This is a genomic window from Vibrio sp. TMPB1044, from assembly GCF_030442075.1.
Lineage (GTDB): Bacteria > Pseudomonadota > Gammaproteobacteria > Enterobacterales > Vibrionaceae > Vibrio > Vibrio satsumensis.
The window spans coordinates 323,712-349,896 of sequence record NZ_JAUJED010000009.1 but is presented as its reverse complement, the minus strand read 5'-3'; the positions used below and the strand labels follow the sequence as shown (position 1 = coordinate 349,896).

Sequence of the window (26,185 nt, the reverse complement as noted above, 5' to 3'; positions counted from 1 at the left end):
ACATATTTTTCACGCTCACTCAGGATAATGTTACTGTCTATTTCTGTATGAGAATCAAAATGAAACGAGTTCTATTAGTCGAAGATAACCGTGAAATTGCAGGTGTCTTGTTTGATTACTTTGAGTGTATTGGTATGGAACTCGATTATGCGGACAACGGCGAACTGGGCCTGCAACTCGCAATGGAAAACTCATTTGATATCATCATATTAGATCTAATGCTGCCGAGAATGGACGGCCTAACCGTTTGTAATAAACTGCGAGACCAAGGCAACGCAACACCCATTTTGATGCTCACTGCACTGGATAGCCGCGAAGACATGTTAAAAGGCTTTGACCACGGTGCAGATGACTACCTCACCAAGCCTTTTGACTTGGATATTCTAGAAGCGAGAATGAACGCGTTGGTTCGTCGTTACCGCGGAAAAGTCGCCTCTTCTAAACTTCAGTTCGATGAACTCACCATCGATCAAAAGACACGCAAAGCGTACCGCCAAGACAAATTACTTGCACTGAACCCAACCACTTACACGATACTTGAGATGCTGTGCCAAAACGCACCTGAAGTGGTCACTCGCGAAGATATCTCATACAAGCTATGGGAAGAAGACGAGCCCAACAACGATGTGTTACGTAGCCACATCTATCAACTGCGTAATCAACTCGACAAACCTTTTGACACCCCAATGTTGATTACCGTACCTAAAGTTGGATTCCGTTTGGAGCCATCGAATTGATCTTAAATGTTCTCACAAGCACCAAAACCTTAACTGGCCGCTTAGCGCTTTTCTTTGGGTTAATGGCCGTGATCGTATCTGCATTCGTCTATGTCGTTTTTGTTGCCGCGCTTTACATGTCAGAAGATCGGGTCGGTGAAAGACGCATCCTGATTGACCGAAATTATGCGGTAAGGTTATTTCAAGCAGGAGAAAGTGGTGAGTTAAGGATAGATGATCTGACAATCGCCTATAACGATCCTTCATTCATTCCTGCCAAATATTACAAGTTTATTAAAGATAAAGAGAGCTTCATTGGTGAAGTCGGCGAAGAGCCAGAATCTCGTATGGTGTATGTGGGAGAATACACTGACGAAGGAGAAACCTTTCCAATTATCCTGCTTTCCGAGATAGACCTTGTTGAGTTTGATGTTTCTGAACTCATGTACGCAACCACCTTTGTACTCACACTGCTTTCTATCTTGATTTTTGGCTTTGGTGCGTTGCTCTATCGCCTGTCTAAGAGGCTGATCGAGCCCTTCAACTCTCTTTCTGAACAGCTTGAGTCGAATAAGCTCAACCTCAATGAAGAGTTTGGTGTAAGCGATGATGCGGCAGTTGAGTTTCGTCAGTTAACAGACCAACTCAATCAATACCGTAGAGAGATCAACTCCTTGCTCAAGCGCGAACAAGCATTTGCTCGCTATTCAAGCCATGAGTTAAGAACCCCACTAACGGTCGCTCGTGGTGCGAATAAATTACTTTTAAGAAGCGAAACCACGGAATTTCAATCTCGCCAGGTTGAACGTATTGATGATGCTATTGTTCAGATGTCAGAGATGGTCGACGCCCTGCTCGGTTTAGTCCGTTATGAGAGAGACAGTGACGACGCACCTCTGCGCTTGTTTAGCCAGCAAGAGCTAGAAGCCATCATTTCCAAGAACTCATTACAAGCGGATGAAAAGGAAATCGAGATATCCTTACACGTTCAATCAGAACCAACTATTCAAGCCACCAGCGCAATAATGAATATGTTGATCGGCAACTTGTTGAGGAACGCCATTGCAGCGACTAATAGTGGTACTGTCACTATTAACCTGTCCCAAGAAAGTATCGTAATAGAAGACCAAGGCGAAGGCCTTCAGGAGCAATATAACCCGAATGGTCATGGATTAGGTTTATTGATTGTCGATGACTTGTGCCAACGCTTCCATTGGGGCTTTGAATTAGTCAACCGTAGTTCTGGTGGGTGCACTGCAAAAATCAGCTTGCAAACCGATTCAACCTCACCAATTATCGAGCGAACAAACTCGTAACGCAGAGCTCAATATCCAATGAAAACTTGATTTAGTTGGTTTACAGCACTCGCTCGCTACTAGATACTTACTAATCCTATTTGATATAAAAATGCTGGCTCTTTAGTCAGCATTTTATCTAAGTGCGATGAAACTAAATAATAGCCCTGTAACTCAGCATCAATACAATGAGCACACCTTTTTCTTAAAGCGTGACGATCAACTTCACTCCCATTTTTGTGGCAATAAAGCCCGAAAGTTCATGAAGCTACTCGAAGACGAGCACCCAAACGTCACCACTTTAATCAGCTACGGTTCTGCTCAAGCTAATTCTCTGTTCTCGCTCGCTGCACTTGCTAAAATTAAAGGCTGGACGCTTGAATTTTATGTCGACCACATTCCTCAATGGCTACAAGAACGCCCGCTAGGTAACTACCGTGGCGCTATCGATCTTGAGGCTAAGGTTATTTCAGTCAAAGAAACAGGCTCTGAGCTTCATCCACAAGAGTATATTGAGCAACTAAGACAACCTGACTCTCAGTGCATTGTGTTACCAGAAGGTGGACGTTCTCAGCTTGCTGAGTACGGTGTGAAACAACTGGCGATGGAAATACTCAGCTGGACTCGCTTCGAAAACAAACACGATTTCGTCGTTGCACTACCAGCAGGCACAGGCAGCACTGCACTGTATCTACATAAGCATTTAAAAGTGCACAACATCCCGGTGTTAACCTGTGCGTGTGTCGGTGGCAGTGAATACTTAACACAGCAATTCAATGAACTTGGTGAAACCGATCACCCGCAGATCTTACCGCTCAAAACCAAGCACCACTTTGGAAAATTGTATCAACAGGATTATCAAACTTGGTTGGATCTACAAGAGCAAACCGACATCGAGTTTGACCTGCTTTACGACCCATTAATGTGGCAATGCTTAGAACAATGGCAAGCAGATAACCCGACCCAAACCATCATCTATATCCATCAAGGTGGCATCTTAGGTAATGAATCCATGTTGCCACGCTATCAGCGTAAGTATCCCGATATCAAAACCAGCAATTCCAACAGTGATAACACCAGTACAACTTGGTAATTTCTCTGATGCCCTAACCTTGCCCCCCCGAACAACCATAATGCTCTGCCACTGTGGTTGTTTATGCTCAAATTAGCCTAGCGACCCTTTCATTACTTCATCTATCAAAGCCAACCTAGCAATCTGGCGAGAATCGTCGTGTTATCTATACTTTCGATTGGAACGTCATTGTCATCGAAAGGAATAACGTATGCGAACACTCACTACGCTAGGTCTGTTTTCGGTTTTACTTCCCTTTTCAGCACTGTCTGGAGAAAACGTCATCTACCAGGTTGATGGCATGGAATATGAAGGTTATTGGAGTGAAGCCAGCGATCAAGCGCCCTTAATACTTTTAATACACGATTGGGATGGTTTGACCGACTACGAGAAGAAGCGCTCTGAGATGCTTAATGAACTCGGTTACAACGTATTCGCCATCGACCTGTTTGGTAAAGGCATCCGCCCAACCGAGGTGAAAGACAAAAAACAACACACAGGCGAGCTGTATAGAGACAGAGAAAAAATGCGCGCGCTCCTCAATGCAGGAGCCTTGGAAGCACAAAGGCTTGGCGGTAACTTAGATAACAATGTGATGATGGGTTACTGTTTTGGTGGTGCCGCCGTATTGGAAGCCGCGAGAGCAGGAATTCCATCCAAAGCTTATGTCACCTTCCACGGTGGTCTATCGACACCGAAAGGACAAGACTACTCACAAACCAAAGCACCTGTTGTCGTGCTCCATGGAACGGCAGACGCTATGATCTCAATGCAAGATTTTGGCAACCTCGCCGCTGAGCTTGAAACGGCCAAAGTTCCGCATGAAATGATCACCTACAGTGGTGCGCCGCATGCCTTTACTGTATTCGACTCAAACAACTATCAACAAGAAGCTGACCAAAAATCGTGGGAACGCTTTACTCAGTTGTTAAGTTCGGTATCTCGTTAACTTTCAATCTAAGTAACAGCTCAACGGAAGCCTGTCACCTAATTCGTACTAATTATTAGCGACTATTTCTTTAAATTTGGCGTTCGTCACTCAAAAAGAAAGCGCTTTCTTGTAATGTATCTCTATTATCAATTAGGCACTCTGAATCAGATATGCTTTTTTAACTGTGAGAAATTATGAAATATTTAGCAATACTACCAGCGGTATTCGCACTCAGCGCCTGTTCAACAGTGACAGAGTCACCGGTTAGCTACCACAAAACTTCTCCGGGGCTAGAGTCACTAAAAAATAACGAAAACTGCTGCGAAAATCTGAGTACCATTCAATATCAAAGCATTACGAACCCAGAAGAAATATCTGTTTCGATCACCACAGCAAGCCCTAAAATCGAGTTCAAATCTGGCCGATCCTTTGCTGGAGGGCTAAAGCTTCCTACAACACTAGATGCTATTCGTTTTTCAGTGACTTCAAATGCTAATTATTCAGCATTCGTTCCGTCACTTTTGGTCTTAGACAAAAATTACCAGCCGCTAGATGTTATTGGTAAAGAAAGCATCACATACCAGCCACTTAGCCTGCTTGATGGTGCACAATATGGCGCACAAATAGAACTGCAAGAACGTTACTTAAACGGCGAGGCTCCTGCTTACTTGGTCGTATTCACAACCAGCGAAGCACTCGCGGAAACAACTCCTGTCGAAAAACCAAGTGATATGGCGATACGCTCTGGCGATATCCAGGCAAACATCGCTCATAACACGGACTACGCCATCCCCCACGCTGCAATCGGGAAAGTCTCCTTTGATTTTAAATTCACAGCGGTAACCACCGTTGTTGAAGAACAAAACCGTCAAAATCGAGTTCAACAAATTATTCCAGAATCAACCGTAGCCCAATCAGATTTATTAACGGAAAATACACTGAATAAGAAAGAGGTTTATCAAACTCTTATAGAAAACTCGGTTTCATCTGGAGATTTTAGTGCAGCACTGACTTACGTTGAAGAATCTGAGCGATTAGGAATCGAAGGGATGCGAAACTCCTTTGTTGACGCGATGAAGCAATATCAAAAAGCACAATAACTCAGCCTCAAAGTAGTCGTTTATTTTCTCTCACTTTACCTCTTTTTTGAGCAACGAGAGTTAAATAAACGACTGTTATCCCTCAGCCCTATTCAGATATAAACGAAAATTCTAATTGCTCCAATTCTAAGCCTAATTTGATAAATTCAATATCCAAAGAATAAAAGCCTTTATCAAGCTTAACGGAGAGCCCCTCAACTGAAACTGTCTCGCCATTAGTACCATTCACTGATAGAGACATCGCATACACGTTATTGAAACTCAAACTACACGCAGATTGAGCCAAGGTGCCGCTATCGTAGTTAACAATACCTGCACATCGATACACACCCGCCTGTTTAACTTCCAAAACAATGCTACGGTTTTCTCTGATATTAAGTGGTAATACTATTGCACGTTGCTCAGCCGCCAGAGAGCAAAAGTCTCCCTCAGTTTTACTCTGTTGTTTATCAAGATTTTGAGTCGCCTCAAAGCTCTTAACTGGATCAAAAGCGACTAATGGGCGCCCCATTGCTGGAGAGTCCATAATAAAACGACAAATATTCATCGCGCTTCGTTGCAACTCCCCTAAGCTCAACGTTCCGCTTTCAAGCGCCTGTAACGTATCGTCATTCGACACGTTATTTTCCGCACCATCATGCTCAACAACCATATACAGATCATTTTGAGAGCGAAGCATAAAGGATGTGTAACTTCGACTTTCAGCACCACCTTTGATTGGGTCATTCATTTTTGCCCACCAATCCGTCATCACTATCCCTTTATAACCCCACTCCCCCCGAAGAATCGTAGTATTGAGGTCGTAATTGGATGCAGCCCAGTGACCATTAATAGGATTGTAGGAGGTCATAACACTCGAAGCTCCTCCTTGTTTTACCGCTATTTCAAAAGGCTTCAGATGAATCTCACGAAGCGCTCTCTGTGATACAACACTATCAACATCAAACCGTGACGTTTCTTGATCATTCGCCACCAAATGCTTGATTGTGCCAGACACTCCTGCAGCTTTAAGACCAAGAGTTTGAGATGCAGCTATTACCCCTGAGAGAAATGGATCTTCTGAGAAATACTCAAAATTTCGACCATTCAAAGGGTGGCGGTGGATGTTAATCCCAGGACCAAGCAACGTATCAATATGATTGGCTTGCATCTCTTTCCCCACTAAATGAAATAGTTTCTCATTCAGCTCCGGGTTCCATGTACAGCCTAATAATGTACCAATTGGGACTTGAGATGCTTTATGTCCGCTGTCCATTCGGATACCAGACGGACCATCTGCAGCAGCAACGACAGGGATGCCTAAATCAAACAAGCTCGGCGAAACACCACCAAAAGCAGCAGCAGTACCAGGCGTCACCTTAGGACTGCACATACCTTCACCACGAACAATTGTCGCTAACTGCTTTACGGTCATTTGCGAGATAAATTCGTCAATGTCCGCTCGCCCCTGCTTAACATCCAGTAAACGAATGCCCGTATCTTCACTAAGAGGAATAGAACTTGGAAGCTCATTCAGAATACGTTTACTCAAATCTATAGTTCGTAGCGGCACAGATTCGTAATCGTAACTGTAAACACCATTTTCCACGTTGCCTTTGGGGATCAATCTCTTAAATCCGGTGACAGGAGCAAGTGCTTCCGTTAATTGCTCAACAACCAACAGCTCTTCTATTTTAACGCTCTCACTAACAAGCTTTGCTTGGCGAACACTTCCTCCTAGATAAAAGTGATATTCTCCAGCTTCAAGTACGTAACTATTTGGGTGTCCCGTTTTACCGCAGTCATCAAATGATGCGAAGGAAGATAGAGGACATGAAATTGTCAAACACACCGTTTCTTGCGGGTCCAAGGTCGGTGTTTTCACAAACCCGATCAGTGCTCGTGTTGGCTTACCAAGATGACCTTGAGGCGCTTCAACATATAATTGAACAACATCCTTGCCACTGTATTTCTCACCTATGTTTTTAACTTCAATATCAAATACCAACTCTTGTTCAGAGCCAGAACCAAGAATCGTTAGCGCATTTAATTGATTGGAAAAGCGGGTGTAGGACAGCCCAAAACCAAACTCAAATTGAACAGCTTTAAGATTGAAAGTTTCAAAATACCGATACCCGACATAGATATCTTCTTGGTACAGATTACGCTCTTTATTTCCGAAGCTAGCGCTGGAAGGGTAATCAGATAAAGAGTGCGCAATAGTGTCGGTCAAACGTCCACTCGGGCTAACATCACCTGATAAAACATCCGCAAGTGCATGCCCACCTTCCATGCCTGCAGCCCAGCTATACAAAATTGCCTTGATCGACCTTGCATCTTTGAGTGAGCTTACCCATGACATATCAATAATGTTGGTCACGTTCAGTATCACAATGACATCATCAAAATGTTCCGTCACTTTCTCCAACATTTGCATTTCGAGGGCGGTTAAATTGTAACTGCCTTGCTGCTGTGCATTATCTTGATCCTCACCAGCTGTTCGACCGATAAAAATAACGGCTTTGTTAGATTTGGCGGCGGCATCCATCACAACAGAAGCTGAAAGAGGCATTTCATCTTGAAACCAAGGTTCAGCTGCCCAACCACCACCGCCGTCATTGAACGGGTTATCCTTGACCCAACGTTGGTATACCTCCACCAAACTGAGATTAAGATTGATGTTTGGATTCTCATACAAGCCCTGTAATGCATTAACTGAATAAGGGACATTCACCGCTCCACCAGATCCAGTGCCACTTCGGTAGGTATCAATCTGACAGCGACCAAAAAGAGACACCGTATCACTAGCCTGCAATGGCAATATTGAATCACTATTTTTTAGTAGCACAATGCCCTCAGTAGCCGCTTGTCGACTTATGGGTGCAAGCTGCTTCTGTGCTTCGAGAATTTCCACAGTATTCATTTAAAGTCCTACTATTTTTTTACTTAGAGCAAAAATTTGGCCTCTCGCTCTAAAAGTTAATATTGTCTTTGTTCAAAAAATAGTAATCTTAACCACGGCGTGTAACTACCAAACAAGCGACAGAAATAGGTAAAATAGCGACATGAAAACCAAGTTTAGACTCCAAAGTCATCAAAGATATCCTCAGATCAAATTTGCCTATGTCGATGGTCATCACGATTTCGACTTTGACGTACATAGCCATGACTTTTCTGAACTTTTCTTAGTTGTGAGTGGTAGTGGAAAGCATACGGTAGCTAGCCACACTTACCCTTTAAGTACAGGAGATGTATTTGTTATTAATGGGGATATTGAACATGGATTTTGTGAAGTAAATAAACTGAAGATTGTAAACTTGATGTTTGATACGGCATTGCCTTTTTTTGAGGTACCTTCAATGCGTCAAATGCCAGGTTATCAAGCGCTTTTCAAGGTAGAACCAATTGCTCGACAAGCATCTGAATATCAAGCAAAGCTTACGTTATCACTTTCTCAGTTGAAACGAATCAATGGACTTCTACAACAAATCAAATCGGAATACGACAACGCAGAACAGGGGTTTGAAATCATATTGACGAGCACAATGCAGCAACTTGCGATAGAACTTGCTCGGCGATATCAAGAACAGACCCATAGCTTACCAAAAACAACCCTGGCATTGAGCCGTGCTCTCGCACATATTGACCGTCATTACAAAGAAGTAGGATTAGATACAGAAACCATTGCGCAAGCGGCCTATATCAGCAAGCGGCAACTAGAAAGGTTATTCAGGCAGTTTTTAAATACATCCCCAAACCAATACGTCAAAGACCTTCAAATTCGACACTCGGCATCCTTATTATTAAACGACAACAAAAGCATCCAACACATTGCTGAGTCTTGCGGCTTTTCTGACAGCAACTATTTCTCCAAATGTTTTAAGGCCCAAAATGGATGCAGCCCTCGCGAATTTAGAAAGCAACATTCTTCCCATAACTCATAACCCTTTCCCCCTTAAACCTTAAGCCTTAAAAGATTAGATATGTCACACATAAAAAAACCGCTCCTTTCGAAGCGGTCGATGAGTATCTTTGGCAAGAACACATTTGAAACGAAACTCAAATATGGAAGACTCATAGCAATAAAAATGAAACTCTTTGTGCTGCTAGGAAAGAGCTCAACTATTGCAATAAATAGGATATCGAGAACCTTGCCCGCCCTAAAGGCAAGGCCGTCATACCACTCCCCCGGTATGCTCGATATCACTTAAGACCCTAAGGTAAAAAATTCTACCACCACATGTCAGCTTGAATACCTACAACAAAGTCGCCCTCTTTACCCGTACCATCTTGCATTTCACCATCAAGGTAAGATGCCATGAAGCGAATTTCTGGAGATGGACCGAAGCCGGAGTGCACAACTAGAGTCGGTGCTACTGTTAGCTTGTAATCATAAGAATTCTTTGACTCACCATTACGGTCTTCGTAGTTGTACATGTAACCAGCTTCGGTAGCGATAAAGAAGTTTTCTGAAATTGGGAACGTTGGTCGCACCATTGCTGATACCCAGCCGTCTGTGTCACCATTGTCAAAATCGTTGTACTGGGTTTGAAGAGAGTGGAAAATATTCACACCATTTTCAAAAAAGTACCCACCCCATGCTAAAGCACGTAGCGATACATCGTTTTCATCAACAGCCTTCAAACAAGACGTACCACAGCCCGTGCCTGTCGTTAACCAACTTTGATAGTCGCTACCAGGCTTGTACGTGTTGTAAGTCGTAAGAGTACCGCCTAAAAGGTTACCTGAACCTAAGCCTTTACCAGCCTGCGCGATGTATTTTGTAAAACCTTTATCTGACAACCCAAAGACAGACTCAGTGTGAACAATTGCCGTCATTTCATAGCCATTCTCAGCGAATGCTTCTGGGCCATTACCAAAACCTAAATCGACCATATTGTCTGGCATATACTTAGCCATAGCGTGAAGCTCAACACTGCCAAAGTTCACGCCAGCATGAAGTGCATGCATGATGTTGTTGCTGTCACCCCAGAAACTTGTATCGCCAGAGTCATCGCTTGCAATATAAGCAAAGTCCCACTTATTACCACCTAGCTCAACACCTTCAATACCAACACCAGTACCTGACATATCCGTGTAGAAAAAGTCGGTCATAAAGATGTAATTATCTTTACCATAAAAGCGCTTACCACCCCATACAACACCGGTTTCAGATACACCTTCAAACTCGACAAAAGTTTCTGCCATACCAATTTCGCTGTTGGTTGCATCGGCATTGGCACCAAGTTGGTTGGTTGCATATTCCGCATTGTTGGCTGCTGCTCGTGTTTTGATTCGAATTTTCTGACCACCGTCATTCTCAAAATTTTTCTGCAGTGCAACTTCAAAGTGGCTATCCGACTCAACACCCAATCGACCTAAACGCTCTTTAGATGCTGGGAACTTTGCTCGTTTAAAATCATCATTTTCACTGAATAGAACACCAGCACGGAAATAACCGTGAAATTCAAATCCATCCGATTTTTCGGCATGTACAGCAGGTGCAGTAGACAAGCCAGCTGTAGCGACTAAACAAGCAAGGGTAAGCTTAGAAAGTTTCATAATAACTCCATGTTCCAAATTATACTTTCACAAAGAAAGCGCTTTCTTTATTTTTCTTAAAAAAACCAATCGAACAGATTTAAAGAAGATCAAATCTAAGCCCACATTCACTATGCACTCTTAACCTTATTGGCTTTAACCGCTCAGTTGGTATGGAAAGAGTATAAATCGATCTCGTGAATATAAACCGTGATCAACCCCACCAAAGAAAGCGCTTTCTTATGCGTGAGTCACAAAAATAGAGATGTTAAGTATTTTGTTTGAACAATCATGGAACCAAGTAAAATGTCACTGTTCACATATTAAAGACGAATTGCTCCGTTCAATCACTCAGAACCAGTTTCGAAATACACCGTCGGTTGTCTTCCTCAAATAATCGTCGAAATAAAAAAGGGAACATACATTGTATGTTCCCTTTATATTCAGACTTTTATTCAAGCCCTTTTGTTAACAGGCTTACTTTTCAAATCGAATATTATCTAGTTTAAAACTCATTTCTCCTTGAGGCTCAAACACTAAAAGGTTAGTGATCATTGTTGGATCAGCTTGATTCCCACCAGCAAAACGGTTGTCTCTCTTTAAAATGTCAGCGATTGGAATACGTACCGTCTTCCATTCATTCATTGCTGATAGCGGCACGGTATAGTCACTTGTTTTCGGCCAGCCACTGTCCATCTTAACCAATAGTTCAACCCCGTCGGCCATACTCTCAACTTTCAAATCAAAGACCAGTTCACCCGTTTCTTGCCAATGTGTCACATCTGTTACAGGAGAACGAAAATAGATATTTCCTGAACCTTCTTTCTTATTCACTTGTAGCACTGTTCCACGATCTGGTTCGGTCACCTCTAGATAGTCAACAATATCCAATGGGTCATAACTTGCATAAGCCAAGCTTGCGTTAAGAGTTTCGGTAAAAATCTCCAACGTTGGTCCATCAGCATAACTATCATCGGTTGCTAAGATCTCTGGAGCTTCGTGCCCTATCACTTGTATTGCATGTTCAGAGCGACTTGCACACCCTTTTCCTTTCCAACGATCAACCTTACAACGGTATACCTTTACTGAATCAACTAGCATTGTTTTCGGAAACAAACCTTCGTCGATGCCTTTATCATTTGCGTTCGCTGACCACGCCCCACCGACAGCCAAGTTCAATAACAAATGAAACTTTTCATCAAACGGAGCTGCTCCACTCGCATTAATGAGTTTCCCTTCTTCCGCTTCATATTGGCTGTACCAGCCCTCTTGAGTTTGAGTCGCGTAATGAATATTGTCTACATACCAACGAATTTCACCTTCTTCCCACTCAATCGCGTATGTATGGAATCCATCAGTAGGGTTCACACCATTTGGCAATATCGCGGCCTGCCCTATATAAACATTGTCTGGCCAATTTCGTCCGTAATGTAACGTCCCATAGACTCGGCTCTCTAGATCATCATTTTTCGCTCCCGCCGCATCTGAAAGTGTGTTTAGGTTAACCGCTTCCATAATATCGATTTCGCCAGAAGCTGCCCATGTGCCGTATTTATTGTCGGTTGGCAGCATCCAAATTGCGGGCCATGAACCTTGTCCACCAGGTAACTTTGCTCTGATTTCATAACGGCCATATTTGGTGTCACGCTTGTCTTTTGTGCTCAACCTCGCAGAAGTATAAGGGAGTGTTTTAGTTGCTCCGCCAATCGTACCTTCGGCATTGTCAGGCCCAGTATGACTTTGCTTCAGCGCGACAATGTGTAAAAAGCCATCTTTAACAAATGCGTTATTAGAATCATCCGTGTAGCACTGTTGTTCATTGTTCCCTCCTCCCCAACAGTTCACTTCTAATGACCAATTACGTTTATTTAATTGCTCGCCTTCAAACTGGTCTTCCCACACCAATTGCCAGTCTGGACTTAAAGTAACTGGAGCATGGGATAGCACGATCGGTTTTTCAGTTTGAGCTAAGTCAGCACTTTCGGATACCGGCAGCTCTATCACCGTGCAGCCAGACATCAAAGCGGCAGAAATAAAAGACGTTAATATCTTTACCTGATTGGTTAGATCTTGCATTACAACTCCTTGTATCACGACTTTCTAAGCAGGCGACACGTAATATCGGAGCCCATAACAGAAAGTCGATAAATGAATAACTCCGCGATCATGGACCCAATATGCCATGCACGACTGTTTCAAAATGAGTATATAAAAGTGCATAGTTCAAAAAAGAGACAACGCTCACCTTAAGAAAGCGCTTTCTTGTTGAGTTTCACATTTTGCTAAAATTCATTGTGGTTTGTGTAGATTCTCAAGAATTTTTGTAACTTGATTATCTGCATAACACCTTAGAATCCCTTTATTCTCAGGCTTCTATTTTTTCTAGCTTACAACGAAGCTCAGAAAAACAGATTCACTTTTATTACAACATAAAGAAAGCGCTTGCTTGATATTAAAACGAGTATATGGAAATATTCGTGACCTTACTTTGTATGCTTAACCTTCAAATTTAGCGTTAAGCAGTTCAGAGTTTTTAAATATTAATCATTGGATTACTAGGCTCTTATTGATCACGAAGGTAATATAGCTTAGTTCACTCCTTGTAGAGATAAGGCCACTACCATTGATCACCATTAAAGAAGTATCTGAACTTGCTCAAGTTTCTCAATCAACCGTCTCACGAGCATTAAATGGTCACCCTACGGTAAAGGAAGCCAATCGCGAAAAAGTATTCAAAGCTATTGAGCAACTGGGCTACAAGCCTAATGCGTTTGCACAAGCTCTAGCCTCCAGTCGTTCAAATAGCATTGGCATGCTAGTTGGTTCGCTTGATGGGCCTTTCTATGGACCATTAATGCATACAGCTGAAGATACCGTTCGCCAAAATAATATTCACTTAATCGTTACAAGTGGCCAGGAATCACGAACTAAAGAGCTCGATTCTATCCAGTTTTTGCAATCTAAACTTGTGGATGGCCTCATTGTTCACTCAGACAAGCTCAGTGATGACGAACTGATCAAAATAGCGAAAGACAGTGAAACAATGATTGTTCTCAACCGTTTTATTCCTGAGATTTCTGATCGCTGTATTTACATTGATAATGAGCTTGGTGGCTACCTTGCAACGAAGCACTTACTTGAGAACGGCCATAAAAAAGTCGCTTGTATCACAGGCCAGTTGAGTAAAGTTGATAGTAGAGATCGCTTTCAAGGGTATCGAAATGCCTTGTTAGAGTTCGGTATCGAATACGACGCAGGGCTGTTTGTAGAGGGGCGCTTTGATCATCAAGGTAACCATGAAGCTGCGCGACGCTTGTTAGACCGAGACCCTGAGATCACCGCGATTTTCTGTCAAAATGACAACATAGCGCTTGCTGTATATGACGTAGCAGCAGAGAGAAACCTCATTATTGGGCGAGACCTTTCGGTCGTAGGCTTCGATAACGATACTCACAGCCAGCATATTCGTCCTCGCTTATCGACGGTCGATTTTCCTGTCCATGAAATGGGAGAAGAAGCTGCAAAAGGTGTTTTATCGTTAATTAATAAACGCGACTACCCATTGAAACACAAACTAACACCGACATTGATTGTGAGAGAGTCCGTGGCTAAGCTTTGATTTTTGTATATCAAACACCCTATTTTTTACACTTAAAAGAAAGGCTCTAAGTATTCACTTAGAGCCTTTTTATTTCACTTCAAATTAGAATTAGAGTAACTGGTGCTTTGAGAACACGACAACGACTTTCTCAATGAGACCACTACGAGAAAAGAGCTGTGAAGCCATTTCATGATTTAGCGTTAACGATGCAAATGCCTCACTTGTTCCGTCTTTAAACTGAACTTCAATACCCTGTGTTGGCTCATCATTGAGTTGGTAAATAAATGGTACCTGACAGTAAGTAAAAGCCAGTTGCCCAGCCTGAACAATAAAGCTCTGCATTTGTCCTTCAATATTTTGGCAGTCAAAAGTCGCCGCTTTTTGTAAGAACTCTTTAGGACTAAGAAGTGAAGGGTTAATTACAATTGTTCCATCAACGACCTCTAGACCTAGCTCGCCAAAACGGGTAATCACTTCTTCCTTAACTTGCCCTGTCATCCCTGGCTGCTGTGCTCCAGAGTGCTTTGGCGTATGAGAATACGGATCCGTCGGAAACGCACCGTAGTTTTCCGGCGTTTTGTTGAAACCAATACCAGCTCTCACTTTGTAATAGTAATCCGCTAATTTAAGAGTTTCCTGGCTATTAGAATCCATACTCCAAGCATGCTGATAGTTTTCTTGCACAGCTAGCAGCAACTTAGAAACCATATGCCAATAGATACAACCTAAACCTTCATAACCAAACATGGTTCCCGAACGTCCAGTAAAGGCTTTATGGTTGAATACACGCTCATACAAACTAGATACATGACAAAATTCATCATCACTAATTGACGGGTAATCGGCTTTAATTTCATCAATCGCAGCCTGAAGGAAACCTTTGTTTTCAAAACTTGAATTGAAGTGGTAAGAACCTTTGCTGTCTTGGTTTACTAATCGGTTATCTTTGGCAACAACCATCATGCTTAACAATTTGCTCTGATCAATGTCTTTAGCGTCTAAACAGTTTTTATCCATAAAAGAAGCCAGCTCACGGTCAGGGTAAAGCATGAAGCTGTTTTGATCAGCACGATACATGTCACTAGCAAACAATTTATCCAACAACTCAACCGCTTGTTTAGGTGATAATAGACCCGAACTTAATACTGCAACTTGCCCTTCTAGCATCGGGTAAAGCTCTTCAACCATTAAGCTCTCACCAGAACAACTCAAGATGTTATACGCATTGTACAAACCATCTTCACGCAAGTTGTTTGTAATCGTAGAATCTAGGACTTTTAAGCTCGCGCCCATCAATTGAACAATCGCTTCTTTCTCAACTTTCGTTTTCCCTGAGAATCCATTTACTCGGTACACGCGCTCACGATAATTAGCAGCGGATTTAGCCAGCTTAGTCAGCATTGCTTTACGAGTTTGACGAGTTACCGTATCTTGACGAATCTCTGTATTTGCCTCTGAAACGATCTGTGTAACAGAAGACATCCACTCAAACACTTCTTTGGAAATACTGTATGAAGATGGTGACTTCTCTAACAAACGCAGCATAAAGGCAACATAGCGACGCATGTAGTACAAGGTTACCATTGAGAGGCCGTTGCCAACGATAGCGTTGTTTGCATCATTCCATTCTGGACGTTGTGTATTGAGCCAAATACCACCATCAAGCACTAAGTTACTCAATTTCGCCAACAAAGGGACGAGTATCTTCTCCATTAAGTTGACCATATAAACTTCTTGGTCACCCGTCATCAACAAGCGACCGTCACTGCCTAAGCTCTTGACACGTTGCTCTGTCAATTCCTGCAGAACTTGGTTGAACTCTACGGTATCTTTAGGGTTGTCAAAGAGACCTTGAACTCCACAAAGCTCGTAAGGCACATTGGCATAACTAAAAATGTCACTTTCTAGTAATTCGATAAGGTCGCCTTGCTCAAATTTGTCTGCCAACTCAAGGAATTTTAATAGATAGATGATTTGATGATCGCCCCAGTAACCAATATTACTCCAAGGATCATCCGCCTCTAACAGTTCCCAATCTACACCATCTTTAGTAATTCGATACGGATTGTAGCCATCTACCGTTGAAGCATTAACAAACTTAGAGATGAATGATTTGATGAACCCTGGATAACTAAGAGCCATCGCTTCCCAGTTTTGGAAAATATCACGCCAGTTGCCTTGATAAGAAAGTAAGCGTTCGCCATTTTCATCTTTGAGCTTAATCTCATAGTGGTTCCAAGGGCGACTAGGGTCACCATGACGACGTCCAAAAGTAAGCGGTAGATACTCGTAGCTCAATCGAACTAATTGAGAATCTCCTGTCGCTTTAGCGCGCGAAACTAATTCGGAATGGCTGAAAACATCCCCTAACTGATCAAAAAAGTCTTGATGGCGGCCTGCTACCTGAGAGTTGGCCTTTTCCATAGTTTTAACTACGTCAGCCTTTTCTAACATATAGCCGTTTTCAAACACGCCACCACGCATGTTATTGAACAACACATTGGCATAATGGTGAACGCTGGTATTTTCTTCGGCTGTTATTTGCCACGCATCCGCACCAGACATTAATGTGATTAATTCATTTTGATTATCTGCAATGCTCTTTTCTAAAGCTAGTGCTAGGTTAGCAGGAACAGAGAGCTCAGATTGAAGCTGACAGATATCGGAATGAGTCTTGTCTATATCAGCGACAATCGACCAAACTTTGGTTTGATGTGCTCGCAGCGTCAGAGACTTATGAACTAAATAACTTCCTCTAATCCCTTTCGTTAAAGGTTCACTTTTAACCGCTCGACCTTTTCTGAACGCATTAACTTGAGCACTCGTCAATAAAATTTGGCTGCTTTCCGTTTCTAAGCTGAAGACTGTCGTCGCTAGCAAAGATTCAGCAGGGTCGGCTCTATCACTCAATTTCGCATACATGCTGAACAGAGCCAATGAACTACCATCAACTTGTTCATTCCACTTGTACGCATCAACTAATGCACTTCTTGTTTGAAGAGCTGATAACGGAGCACCTGAAGGAAGTATATTTTGTAAGCCATCTAGTGCTTCGACTTTACGCTCGAAGCTCGCTAGATTGGTCAGTTTTGAACGACGAATAAATCCGTATTTTTCACTCGTATTCCAGCTGTATTGGAACTGTAGTTGCAAAGTATGGTTTATCTCTTCAAATACGATTTTGTCTCCAATCGTATTTTTATAAAGATTGCGTTCAACATCAAAAATACCATCATGGAATGTATTAAACGGTTCCCAAAGTACAACCTTGTCGCCATGTTCAATACGGAAGATGGATTTTGAGCCGGTGTTTTCCGCATTTTCATGAATATGGTCAACAGACTTGTAAGGAAAAAGCGCATTTTCCGGACGAATGCGTCCAGCTGAAAGGCTGCCTGTTGATGAAATAAATAACCAGTGATCGCTCGACGATACAACGCTAATAAAGAATGGCGTCATTTGGTCAACATTAGAGATTTGGTAGTAACGCTCACCATCTAAATCAACGAACTTGCCATCGACCTCTGGTGTTAAGTTGTAGTCTTGTTTCATATCAAAATTCCAAAAATTCTTACACTTAAGTTTTGAAAGCGCTTTCTTTTGCATTTCAAAAAAGGATTTAAAGTTTACAAATGATGACAACGAGCAAAATGCTCTTCTGCAATTTGAGTCGGTTCTGGTATTGATTGCGTGCAAAGTTTGTCAGCTTTCATACAACGGCTTGCGAACGGGCAACCTACGCTAATTGGCTTCCAAGAAGGGATATCGCCTTTTTTCACGTTCATGTCACGCTTGCCCGATTTACCGACTTCTGGCACAGCTGACAACAACAACTGAGAATACGGATGTTGCGGGTTCTGAGTGACGTTGTCGCTATTGCCCCATTCGACCATATGTCCTACATACATCACCGCCGTTTTCTCAGCAAAATAACGCGCCGTCGCAATGTCATGAGTGATGTACATGAACGAAATACCATGCTTATCTTTCAAGTCAGCCATTAGGTTTAGGATTCCTAATCGCACAGACACATCAAGCATAGAGATAGGTTCATCAGCTAGGATAACTTCCGGGCTAACAGCAATTGCACGTGCAATTGCGACACGCTGTCGTTGTCCACCACTTAGTTCATGCGGGTACTTCTCTGCGGTCTCTTTAACTGGTGTTAGCCCAACCATTTCAAGCAATTCATAAACAAGGTTCGGAATCGCTTCTTTTTCTGCTCGTTTATGGATAAGTAAAGGTCGCGCAATATGGTGGTAAATCGTGTGTACAGGATTCAGCGAGCCAAACGGGTCTTGAAAAATCATTTGCACTTGGCGTGCATATTCAAGCTCACCATATTTTTCAATATAGTCAGACAGAGGCTCACCTTTGAATTCGATATCTCCAGCCGTCTTATCGTAAATTCGGGTAAGAATTCGAGCTCCTGTGCTTTTCCCTGAGCCAGATTCACCAACAATCGCTAATGCTTCTCCTTTACGTAGATCAAATGAAACATCATTTACGGCTCGCATCATATTGCTTTTGACTGACTGGCCAAGTGGGAAATCTTTTACCAAATTCTTAACTGATAAGATAACTTCGCTTTTATCAACGTTCTTTAAAGTATTCATAATCTTTCGCTCAAACTAGGTGACAAGATACGTGATGCCCGGTCGCAATAGCGCCCAAACGAGGCTCACTTTTAATGCACATTGAAATGCATTCGCCACATCGCTCTTGGAAGTTACATCCTTGAGGTGTATCCAAAAGGTTGACAGGATTCCCAGGGATCCCGTAGAGACGTTCTTTTGGCCCATGAATAGTCGGAAATGAAGAGATAAGCCCTTTTGTATAAGGATGCTTAGGTTCACTAAATACCGTTTTCGCATCACCTAATTCGATAAGGTTACCCGCATACATCACGCCAATTCGATCAGCAATTTCGCCCATTAGGCTTAAGTCGTGACTAATAAACAGAATAGAGAATCCAAACTTACTCTTCAGCTCATACAGTTCATTCAAGATTTCACGTTCGACCACCACATCAAGTGCCGTTGTTGGCTCATCCATGATGATCAATTTAGGTTCCAGCGCCAAAGCAATCGCAATAACAACTCGCTGACGCATCCCTCCACTCAGTTGATGGGGAAAGCTCGACATTCTATCGCCATGAATTCCAACCGTTCCTAACAGCTCGACCGCACGATCGTGAGCCTGTTTATAAGGTATTTTTTTGTGCGCTAGAATAACGTCCGTTAGCTGCTCACCGATGGTAATAACGGGATTAAGTGAATTCATTGCGCTTTGAAAAACAATAGAAACGTCATTCCAACGGAAGTCACGTAACTGCTTGTTATTCATCTTTAAAACATCCTGCCCTTTGTAGAGTATTTCACCCTCAGAGATAAGCGCTGGTGCTTTATGTAAGCGTGATATAGCAAAAGCCAATGTACTTTTACCGCAACCAGATTCACCGGCAATACCGAGCGTTTCACCGGGCGCAATGGAAATACTAACGTCATTAACGGCTCTTGCTACGCCATTAGGAGAAACGTAATCAACACACAGGTTATTAATTTCTAATAGATTGCTCATTATAGGCCTCGGCGTTTATCTGCTTCTTTTTTAAGTTTGTGCCACAGTTTGATGTGTGGGCCCGTACGTAATTTAGGGTTGCTCACTTGGTCAATAGACATGTTAATCAATGCGAGTCCACCACCAGTAATCGCTAACGCTAGTGCAGGCACCAGCATTTCCCACCATGCACCGGTATATAACGATGAAGAGGTCTGTGCCCAATACAACATAGAGCCCCAACTCACCTCTGTTGCATCACCTAAACCTAAAATACCTAGGCCAGCTTCGGAGCCCATTGCGTAGATAACCGTGCCTAGGAAGCCACCAAAAACAATCGAAACTAAGTTTGGTAAGATCTCGACTAAAATAATGCGGATTTTTGATTCCCCCATCACCTCTGCAGAAATGATGAACTCTTTGCTTCTAATTGCCATGGTCTGTGCACGAATCACCCTAGCCCCCCAAGGCCAGGAGGTTATCCCTAACAACACGGTAATAACCAGCGAACCGACCTGCCCTAAGAATGCGGCGAGAACAATCAGCAAGGGTAATTGTGGAAACACAAGAAATACGTTAGTAATGAAGTTCAAGCGTTCATCGACTTTTCCACCAAAGTAACCAGATGAAACCCCAACTAGCACTGCTATTGTCATGGCTATTACGCCCGCAGAGATCGCAACAGTAAGCGACTTTCTTGCTCCAAATAGAACCTGGCTATATACATCACGTCCGCTACGAGTCGTGCCCATAATATGCTCAGAGCTTGGTGCAACATGTGGACGTGCTACGCGCTTTTCTGGGTTATGAGTCGATAATACAGGTGCAAATAACGCCCCGGCTAAGACAATCGTAAGTAAAAAAGTACCTATAATGGCCGGGGGGTTACCGTAGAAAAATGCGTAAGCTTTACCGAGAGTTTTCTTTACGTTTTTCCACGACCATTTTGGCTCACGTACTGGCATATTCGGCTGGTTAGCGGTTTTTTGAGTGTCCATTAAATTATCCATCATGCGCCTCAATTCGAGATTCTAGGGTCAAGCCAGACATATAGGAGGTCGGCAATAAAGTTAGCGGTTAGTACCGCTGTCACCAAGATAAGAAGAATGGCTTGGATAAGTGGGTAATCACGAGCAACGATGCCTTTAAGAAGGATGTTCCCCAAGCCTTGGTAGTTAAAAACCACTTCGGTCATGATTGAACCTGCGAATGAGAATCCGATTGCCATTGCAATAGCGGTCGCAACAGGAAGGATGGCATTTCGACCAGCATAGCGAGACATAACACGATAACTGCTCAAGCCTTTGGCCTCTGCCATCGTTACGTAATCCTCACCCAACACGTTGATCATCGCATTACGCATATTGAAGACCCATGTTGCGATACCAACCAAGACCATTGAGCCCATAGGCAACACAGCGTGTTTGGCCACACTGGAAATAAACTCCCATGTAAAACCTGGCTCTAACGATGGGTCATAGGTGTATGCCAAAGGCAATAGTTCAAGTTTTAAACCGAAGAAATAGAACAACAGTAACGCGGTCACGATGTACGGGAAATTACTAATAAATGCCAAAACTGGCGGAACAATTTGTCCAAATAGCCCTTCACGTCGATACGATGCATACGTACCAATACTGACACCAATGATGAGAGCGACAATCAACGAACCAAGCGCGAGAAACATAGTCCACGGCAGTGCCATAGCAAGGACATCTGAGACACTTACAGGAAACATAAGTACTGATGGCCCCAAATCCAGAGTAAATACGCTTTTCATATAAGCGAAGTACTGTTCGAAAACATTGCCATCAACAAAACCGTACATTTCTCGAACAGCATCCATTTGAGCAGGATCCATTCGACCTTGAGCTGCAGCGAAAAGAGCATCAACAGGATCACCTGGCATTAGGCGAGGCAACATGAAATTAAACGAGATAGCGATTAAGAAAGCGGTAAAATAGAAGCCAAATCGGCGAATTAAAAACGACATAAAAATCTTTTAACCTAGGGGCTACAACCTAAGCTGTAGCCCTCTCAAAAATAACTTACTTAAGGTGTAGATTGTTGAGAATAATTACTCTCTTACCACCGTCGTACCATACTGGCTGAACGTATGGGTCTTTTTCACTTGGCCAACCAACAATATGTTTAGTGCTGTATTGGAACCAAGTTGGGTTAGAAAATAGAGGGATAAAGGGAAGGTTTTCAGCGGTAAACTCCTGAAGTTCACTCAACACTTTCTCTTGCTGCTCTGCATCACCAATTTTGCCGAAGCTGTCGATTAATGCGTCGATTTCTGGTGAATTAACACCGTGGCCAGCATGCCAAGTTTTTCCGATTCGAGACGTTGAGAAGTACTCTTGGTACGCCAAGATTGGATTTGTCGCTACCATTGACCAGTTAATTGACATGGTATATTTGCTTTCTTTCAAATTGCTGTCATATACCGCCCAATCCACGGTCTTAACGTTTGCTTTCACACCCACTTCTTCAAAGTATTCAGATACCATCTGCACCACTTGGATCCAGTCGGTCCAACCGTTGACAACCTCAATATCAAACTCAACCGTTTCCCCGTTTGCTTTGTCGCGGAATCCATCACCGTTTTTGTCAACTAAGCCCGCTTCATCAAGTAAAGCGTTTGCTCTTTCAACATCGTACTTAGTTAGATAGCCATATTTCTTAGATACATTTTTATCAATGTGCGTTTCGTATAGCTCACCGATGCCACCAGCATTGAAGTTTGCAGTCGGATAACCGTAGGCAGCAATATCCACGATGGTTTCACGATCAAGTGCCATAGAAAGTGCTTGTCGTACTCTTAGGTCATCAAATGGCGCTTCTTTGGTATTTACGTAAAGGTGGATCGCATCATTCGCTGGATACCAAAAATGGTTATTTTCTTTATCCATATCGACAAATGTTGACTCAACGTCAGCAATAAAATTTGAACCCCAATCAATCTCACCTTTGATTAAGGCAGGTTGGATCTGAGAGTTGTCATTGTAAGAACGGAAGTTGATGCAATCTAAATAAGGTCTATTTTCTAAATAGTAATTTGGGTTTCGGCACAGCTCCATCTGTTGCGGTTTAATGTATTTAACCGTCGTCATTGGGCCACTACCTACCGGGTTAAGGTTGGTAAACGTTGTCAGCTCTTCAACTTTCGACCAAATATGCTTTGGTACAATATGGTAGCGCTCTAAGTTCCAAGCAAATGTAGAATCCGCTTCCGTCAGCTCAAACACGACAGTTCGCGCGTCAATAGATTTGATTTCTTTTAAGTTACCTGAAGACCAAATACCTTTCTGGTCAAAAGCTGGTGCCTCTTTAGTCAACATAAAGCTAAAAACAACGTCGTCTGCAGTTAACTTTGAACCATCAGACCACTTCAAATTCTCTCGTAACTTAAGCGTCAATGTTTTCAGGTCAGTTGAATACTCAACCGACTCAGCCAGGCGATAATCAACATCACCTGTCATGTTGTTGAATACGACCAATGGCTCAAACATTACCCCATGCAGTAAGTCTTTAGTTGTATAAGGGTTAAAGTTTTCAACAAAGCCAGTATTGATAATTGGCACCGTTAGTGTACCACCCTGCTTAACTTCATCTGCTTGTACAGAGGCTCCGAATAAAGCTCCAATGGCGAGCGAAGCAATCAATGTCTTTTTGTGCATCACGTTGTCCTTTTAATGATAATAACCAGAAAGAAAGCGCTTTCTTTTAACTTTAAAAAAAGGGGGTGTTTTCGTATTCACTATCGGCTACTTGCATCAAGAAACCGCTTTCTTTAGGTGGATAATAAGCCGATAGAATGATTCTTCAACTTACATTTCGGTGAAACGAACCATAGATCACAAATTTAGAATAGATTGAGAATAGAAATACACAACAGTGCCATTCGTCACATTAATTGTTTACTAACACGAAAAATAAATTAAAAACAATAAGTTAAAATCTACCAATGGTACTCCATCGTCTTCCCTAATCATCGAACCTCTCACCCATCAATAAACTTATGTGCTTTCTTTAAAATAGCCTTTCCATCACGATTCTCAACATTCATAAACTGTATCTATATATGGTTCTCTCAAAAACAAAAGAAAGCGCTTTCTTGAGTACCAAACCTATGTCAGCATACCAGTCATGAAATGTAAGTTACCCCTTAGGACAACTATGTTTAACTTTTGGAATGGCAATAAATCAGGTAAAAGACAGCACTATGAGTTGGAGCTAATTCATAGCTTGTTGAATTGGGATCCGAACGAACCTATTGTCGTTCACAGCGATAATACTGACTTTCCAAGGGCTGAGGATGAAGGAAATATATTCCGCAAGAATTATGATGTACTCGTCACGGTGGCGGGAAACCGTAAATTTGTGGATAAGCCTACAATCAAACTCAACTCTCCAATTTGTAAAGGCTTACTAGGGCACCGTATCCTAATAATTAGGGAACAAGATCAACCCACATTCCATAATATCAACAGCAATAAACTGAAATCACTTATCGCTGGAATTCCTGCCACATGGGCTGATGCTGAGCTGTTTAGAGCAAATGGATATCGAGTACTAGAGCAAGGAACGTTACCAGAGACCCTTAAACTTCTCTCAGATAAAAAATGTGATTATGTGTCACTCGGTGCCAATGAAGTAGAAAGCATATACCAAGAACACACCAATTCTCTGAATGGGTTAGTCATAGAAAAAAGTATTGTGCTTTATTACCCTCTTCCACTGGTCTTCTATGTCCACCCAGACAAAGCACAACTAGCTCAATTACTGGATGACAAACTGCAAGAACACATGCTCAGCGGTAAGTTTGATTCACTATTTAACCAACATTTTGGGGACGTAGTGAGATCCATTGGATTAGAACATCGTAGAGCTATTCACCTCGTAAATAAGGAGCTACCGCCAGAGCTAAGGTCATTTAAGTCTCAATTCATCTCGTGATTATAAATAGAAGAAACTTAAAACCATGCACCTAGATTTACCACATTAGGAGCATCCTATTTATGCTCCTAATGTCGCTATCATCAAGCCATAGGCAAGATAGCTAACGGCTTGCTTTTACATATAGCGATAGATACTTAAGTCATCAGTTTTAATATCACTGGCAGAGCCACTGACCACGCTTGCCAAGATCTTTCCTGAGCCACATGCCATTGTCCAACCTAATGTTCCATGGCCTGTATTGGTAAATAGATTCTTGATAGGCGTTTCGCCGATTATAGGCGTACCATCTGGTGTCATTGGCCTTAACCCTGTCCAGTATTCTGCCTTAGAGAAATCCCCCGCCTGTGGGAAAAGATCTTTTATCACCATATCAATCGTGGCTTTGCGTTTTTCTGGAATCAGGTAATTGAAACCTGCAAGTTCTGCCGTCCCTGCAATGCGAATACGATCATCAAATCGCGTCATCGCTACCTTGTAGGTTTCATCCATAACAGTCGAGGTTGGTGACTTATCTGCATTCACGATCGGTAGTGTTAGTGAATAACCTTTAACTGGATAAACCGGGATCGACAAGTCGACTTGTCTCAACAGACCTCGAGAATAACTGCCTGATGCAACTACGTAAGCGTCCGCTTTGAATACACCTTGAGTCGTTGTAATACTCTCGATGTTTTGATTCTGATGATTCAAACTTACCACTTCAGTATCAAACACGAACCTAACACCAAGTTGCTTGGCCTTCTCAGTCAGCGCTAAACAGAACTGATGACAATCACCGGTTTCATCATGAGGTAAATATAAGCCGCCCACCAGTTTGTCTTTAACGTCCGCTAAACCCGACTCCACTGATAGACACTGTTCAACATCAAACAGCGAGTGTTTGATTCCACTCTCTGTTAATAGCTTCATATCCTGCTGAATCGCATCGAGTTGCTTCTCGCTTCGGAATACTTGCAAGGTGCCTTTCTGCCTGCCCTCATAAGCCAAATCTTCACTGGTTCTTAGATGAGTGAGACACTCTCGACTGAAGTTTGCCACTCTTAACATGCGTGACTTATTCACGGCGTACTTGGCTTCATTACAGTTGGCCAGCATCTTACTCGCCCAAGTAACTAATTCCGGAGAAAGTGACGGTTTCACTTTTAAAGGAGCGTGCTCTTGGGTAAGCCATTTCATTGCTTTCAACGGAATCCCAGGCGCCGCCCATGGTGAAGAATAGCCGTAAGAAATCTGCCCTGCATTCGCAAAGCTGGTTTCCTTGCCACTACTATCTTGACGATCAATAACCGTCACCGAGTGGCCCTCTTTCGCCAGATACCAAGCACTGGTCAAGCCAATAACACCGCTGCCAATCACAATTACTTCCATTCTCTTCCCCTAATGTCCGACAAGGCCAAAATCTGCCGAACACAGCTGTCAGTCTAAA

General features: G+C 42.6%; 18 protein-coding genes. 8 read left to right on the top strand and 10 right to left on the bottom strand.

Annotated elements, in window-relative coordinates; translation table 11 throughout:
- Positions 1-59: 59 nt before the first annotated feature.
- The 5 genes from QQ041_RS05265 to QQ041_RS05245 all read left to right on the top strand — a co-directional run bounded on the left by QQ041_RS05265 (position 60) and on the right by QQ041_RS05245 (position 5,114).
- Entirely contained in the window at positions 60-737 is a 678-nt protein-coding gene (locus tag QQ041_RS05265) for a response regulator transcription factor (RefSeq protein ID WP_285953254.1), read from the top strand.
- Positions 734-2,032: a HAMP domain-containing sensor histidine kinase gene (locus tag QQ041_RS05260; protein WP_285953253.1), complete on the top strand. Its 1,299-nt coding sequence runs from the start codon at positions 734-736 to the stop codon at positions 2,030-2,032. Before QQ041_RS05265 ends, QQ041_RS05260 begins: the two co-directional genes overlap by 4 nt.
- A gap of 127 nt (positions 2,033-2,159) precedes the next feature.
- The gene (locus QQ041_RS05255) at positions 2,160-3,104 is read left to right on the top strand and encodes a 1-aminocyclopropane-1-carboxylate deaminase/D-cysteine desulfhydrase (protein WP_285953252.1); all 945 of its coding nucleotides are present in this window, start codon (positions 2,160-2,162) and stop codon (positions 3,102-3,104) included.
- 190 nt (positions 3,105-3,294) lie between these two features.
- Positions 3,295-4,032 (top strand): dienelactone hydrolase family protein, encoded by a 738-nt coding sequence (locus QQ041_RS05250; protein ID WP_285953251.1) that lies wholly within the window; start codon positions 3,295-3,297, stop codon positions 4,030-4,032.
- Between the two features lie 176 nt (positions 4,033-4,208).
- The gene (locus tag QQ041_RS05245; protein ID WP_146492159.1) at positions 4,209-5,114 is read left to right on the top strand and encodes a MalM family protein; all 906 of its coding nucleotides are present in this window, start codon (positions 4,209-4,211) and stop codon (positions 5,112-5,114) included.
- Positions 5,115-5,202: 88 nt separating this feature from the next.
- On the opposite strand, the gene QQ041_RS05240 is transcribed toward QQ041_RS05245, so the two are convergent.
- Positions 5,203-8,016, bottom strand: coding sequence for a glycoside hydrolase family 3 C-terminal domain-containing protein (locus tag QQ041_RS05240; RefSeq protein ID WP_285953250.1), 2,814 nt, complete (start codon positions 8,014-8,016; stop codon positions 5,203-5,205).
- A gap of 142 nt (positions 8,017-8,158) precedes the next feature.
- Here QQ041_RS05240 and QQ041_RS05235 point away from each other — a divergent pair, with 142 nt between their 5' ends.
- Positions 8,159-9,037 (top strand): helix-turn-helix domain-containing protein, encoded by an 879-nt coding sequence (locus tag QQ041_RS05235; protein ID WP_048664698.1) that lies wholly within the window; start codon positions 8,159-8,161, stop codon positions 9,035-9,037.
- Between the two features lie 286 nt (positions 9,038-9,323).
- Here QQ041_RS05235 and QQ041_RS05230 read toward each other — a convergent pair whose 3' ends face one another.
- Together QQ041_RS05230 and QQ041_RS05225 are read right to left on the bottom strand one after the other, a co-directional pair.
- Complete coding sequence (locus QQ041_RS05230; protein WP_019821079.1) at positions 9,324-10,655, bottom strand: carbohydrate porin; 1,332 nt, start codon at positions 10,653-10,655, stop codon at positions 9,324-9,326.
- A gap of 456 nt (positions 10,656-11,111) precedes the next feature.
- Entirely contained in the window at positions 11,112-12,710 is a 1,599-nt protein-coding gene (locus QQ041_RS05225; RefSeq protein ID WP_285953249.1) for a glycoside hydrolase family 16 protein, read from the bottom strand.
- 547 nt (positions 12,711-13,257) lie between these two features.
- On the opposite strand from QQ041_RS05225, the gene QQ041_RS05220 reads away from it, so the two are divergent.
- Complete coding sequence (locus QQ041_RS05220; RefSeq protein ID WP_019821076.1) at positions 13,258-14,253, top strand: LacI family DNA-binding transcriptional regulator; 996 nt, start codon at positions 13,258-13,260, stop codon at positions 14,251-14,253.
- A 90-nt stretch (positions 14,254-14,343) separates the two neighbouring features.
- Here QQ041_RS05220 and QQ041_RS05215 read toward each other — a convergent pair whose 3' ends face one another.
- The 6 genes from QQ041_RS05215 to QQ041_RS05190 form a co-directional block, all read right to left on the bottom strand.
- Positions 14,344-17,787, bottom strand: a complete 3,444-nt coding sequence (locus QQ041_RS05215) for a hypothetical protein (RefSeq protein ID WP_146492162.1) — start codon at positions 17,785-17,787, stop codon at positions 14,344-14,346.
- A 74-nt stretch (positions 17,788-17,861) separates the two neighbouring features.
- Positions 17,862-18,851: an ABC transporter ATP-binding protein gene (locus tag QQ041_RS05210; RefSeq protein WP_285953248.1), complete on the bottom strand. Its 990-nt coding sequence runs from the start codon at positions 18,849-18,851 to the stop codon at positions 17,862-17,864.
- Between the two features lie 10 nt (positions 18,852-18,861).
- Positions 18,862-19,815 (bottom strand): ABC transporter ATP-binding protein, encoded by a 954-nt coding sequence (locus tag QQ041_RS05205; protein WP_019821072.1) that lies wholly within the window; start codon positions 19,813-19,815, stop codon positions 18,862-18,864.
- Positions 19,815-20,804 (bottom strand): ABC transporter permease, encoded by a 990-nt coding sequence (locus QQ041_RS05200; RefSeq protein ID WP_029405342.1) that lies wholly within the window; start codon positions 20,802-20,804, stop codon positions 19,815-19,817. Before QQ041_RS05200 ends, QQ041_RS05205 begins: the two co-directional genes overlap by 1 nt.
- A gap of 8 nt (positions 20,805-20,812) precedes the next feature.
- Positions 20,813-21,787: an ABC transporter permease gene (locus tag QQ041_RS05195; protein ID WP_017071753.1), complete on the bottom strand. Its 975-nt coding sequence runs from the start codon at positions 21,785-21,787 to the stop codon at positions 20,813-20,815.
- A gap of 55 nt (positions 21,788-21,842) precedes the next feature.
- A complete protein-coding gene (locus QQ041_RS05190) occupies positions 21,843-23,477 on the bottom strand; it encodes an ABC transporter substrate-binding protein (RefSeq protein WP_017071752.1) in 1,635 nt (544 codons plus the stop codon).
- A 499-nt stretch (positions 23,478-23,976) separates the two neighbouring features.
- Here QQ041_RS05190 and QQ041_RS05185 point away from each other — a divergent pair, with 499 nt between their 5' ends.
- Complete coding sequence (locus QQ041_RS05185; protein WP_285953247.1) at positions 23,977-24,756, top strand: ABC transporter substrate-binding protein; 780 nt, start codon at positions 23,977-23,979, stop codon at positions 24,754-24,756.
- Positions 24,757-24,873: 117 nt separating this feature from the next.
- Here QQ041_RS05185 and QQ041_RS05180 read toward each other — a convergent pair whose 3' ends face one another.
- On the bottom strand, positions 24,874-26,127 hold the full coding sequence (locus tag QQ041_RS05180; protein ID WP_285953246.1) for a D-amino acid dehydrogenase: 1,254 nt from the start codon (positions 26,125-26,127) through the stop codon (positions 24,874-24,876).
- Positions 26,128-26,185: the final 58 nt, after the last annotated feature.

Coding starts and splice junctions, on each gene's coding strand:
- QQ041_RS05265 (WP_285953254.1), top strand. CDS start 60: ATGAAACGAGTTCTATTAGTCGAAGATAACCGTGAAATTGCAGGTGTC.
- QQ041_RS05255 (WP_285953252.1), top strand. CDS start 2,160: ATGAAACTAAATAATAGCCCTGTAACTCAGCATCAATACAATGAGCAC.
- QQ041_RS05250 (WP_285953251.1), top strand. CDS start 3,295: ATGCGAACACTCACTACGCTAGGTCTGTTTTCGGTTTTACTTCCCTTT.
- QQ041_RS05245 (WP_146492159.1), top strand. CDS start 4,209: ATGAAATATTTAGCAATACTACCAGCGGTATTCGCACTCAGCGCCTGT.
- QQ041_RS05240 (WP_285953250.1), bottom strand. CDS start 8,016: ATGAATACTGTGGAAATTCTCGAAGCACAGAAGCAGCTTGCACCCATA.
- QQ041_RS05235 (WP_048664698.1), top strand. CDS start 8,159: ATGAAAACCAAGTTTAGACTCCAAAGTCATCAAAGATATCCTCAGATC.
- QQ041_RS05230 (WP_019821079.1), bottom strand. CDS start 10,655: ATGAAACTTTCTAAGCTTACCCTTGCTTGTTTAGTCGCTACAGCTGGC.
- QQ041_RS05225 (WP_285953249.1), bottom strand. CDS start 12,710: ATGCAAGATCTAACCAATCAGGTAAAGATATTAACGTCTTTTATTTCT.
- QQ041_RS05215 (WP_146492162.1), bottom strand. CDS start 17,787: ATGAAACAAGACTACAACTTAACACCAGAGGTCGATGGCAAGTTCGTT.
- QQ041_RS05210 (WP_285953248.1), bottom strand. CDS start 18,851: ATGAATACTTTAAAGAACGTTGATAAAAGCGAAGTTATCTTATCAGTT.
- QQ041_RS05205 (WP_019821072.1), bottom strand. CDS start 19,815: ATGAGCAATCTATTAGAAATTAATAACCTGTGTGTTGATTACGTTTCT.
- QQ041_RS05200 (WP_029405342.1), bottom strand. CDS start 20,804: ATGGATAATTTAATGGACACTCAAAAAACCGCTAACCAGCCGAATATG.
- QQ041_RS05195 (WP_017071753.1), bottom strand. CDS start 21,787: ATGTCGTTTTTAATTCGCCGATTTGGCTTCTATTTTACCGCTTTCTTA.
- QQ041_RS05190 (WP_017071752.1), bottom strand. CDS start 23,477: ATGCACAAAAAGACATTGATTGCTTCGCTCGCCATTGGAGCTTTATTC.
- QQ041_RS05185 (WP_285953247.1), top strand. CDS start 23,977: ATGTTTAACTTTTGGAATGGCAATAAATCAGGTAAAAGACAGCACTAT.
- QQ041_RS05180 (WP_285953246.1), bottom strand. CDS start 26,127: ATGGAAGTAATTGTGATTGGCAGCGGTGTTATTGGCTTGACCAGTGCT.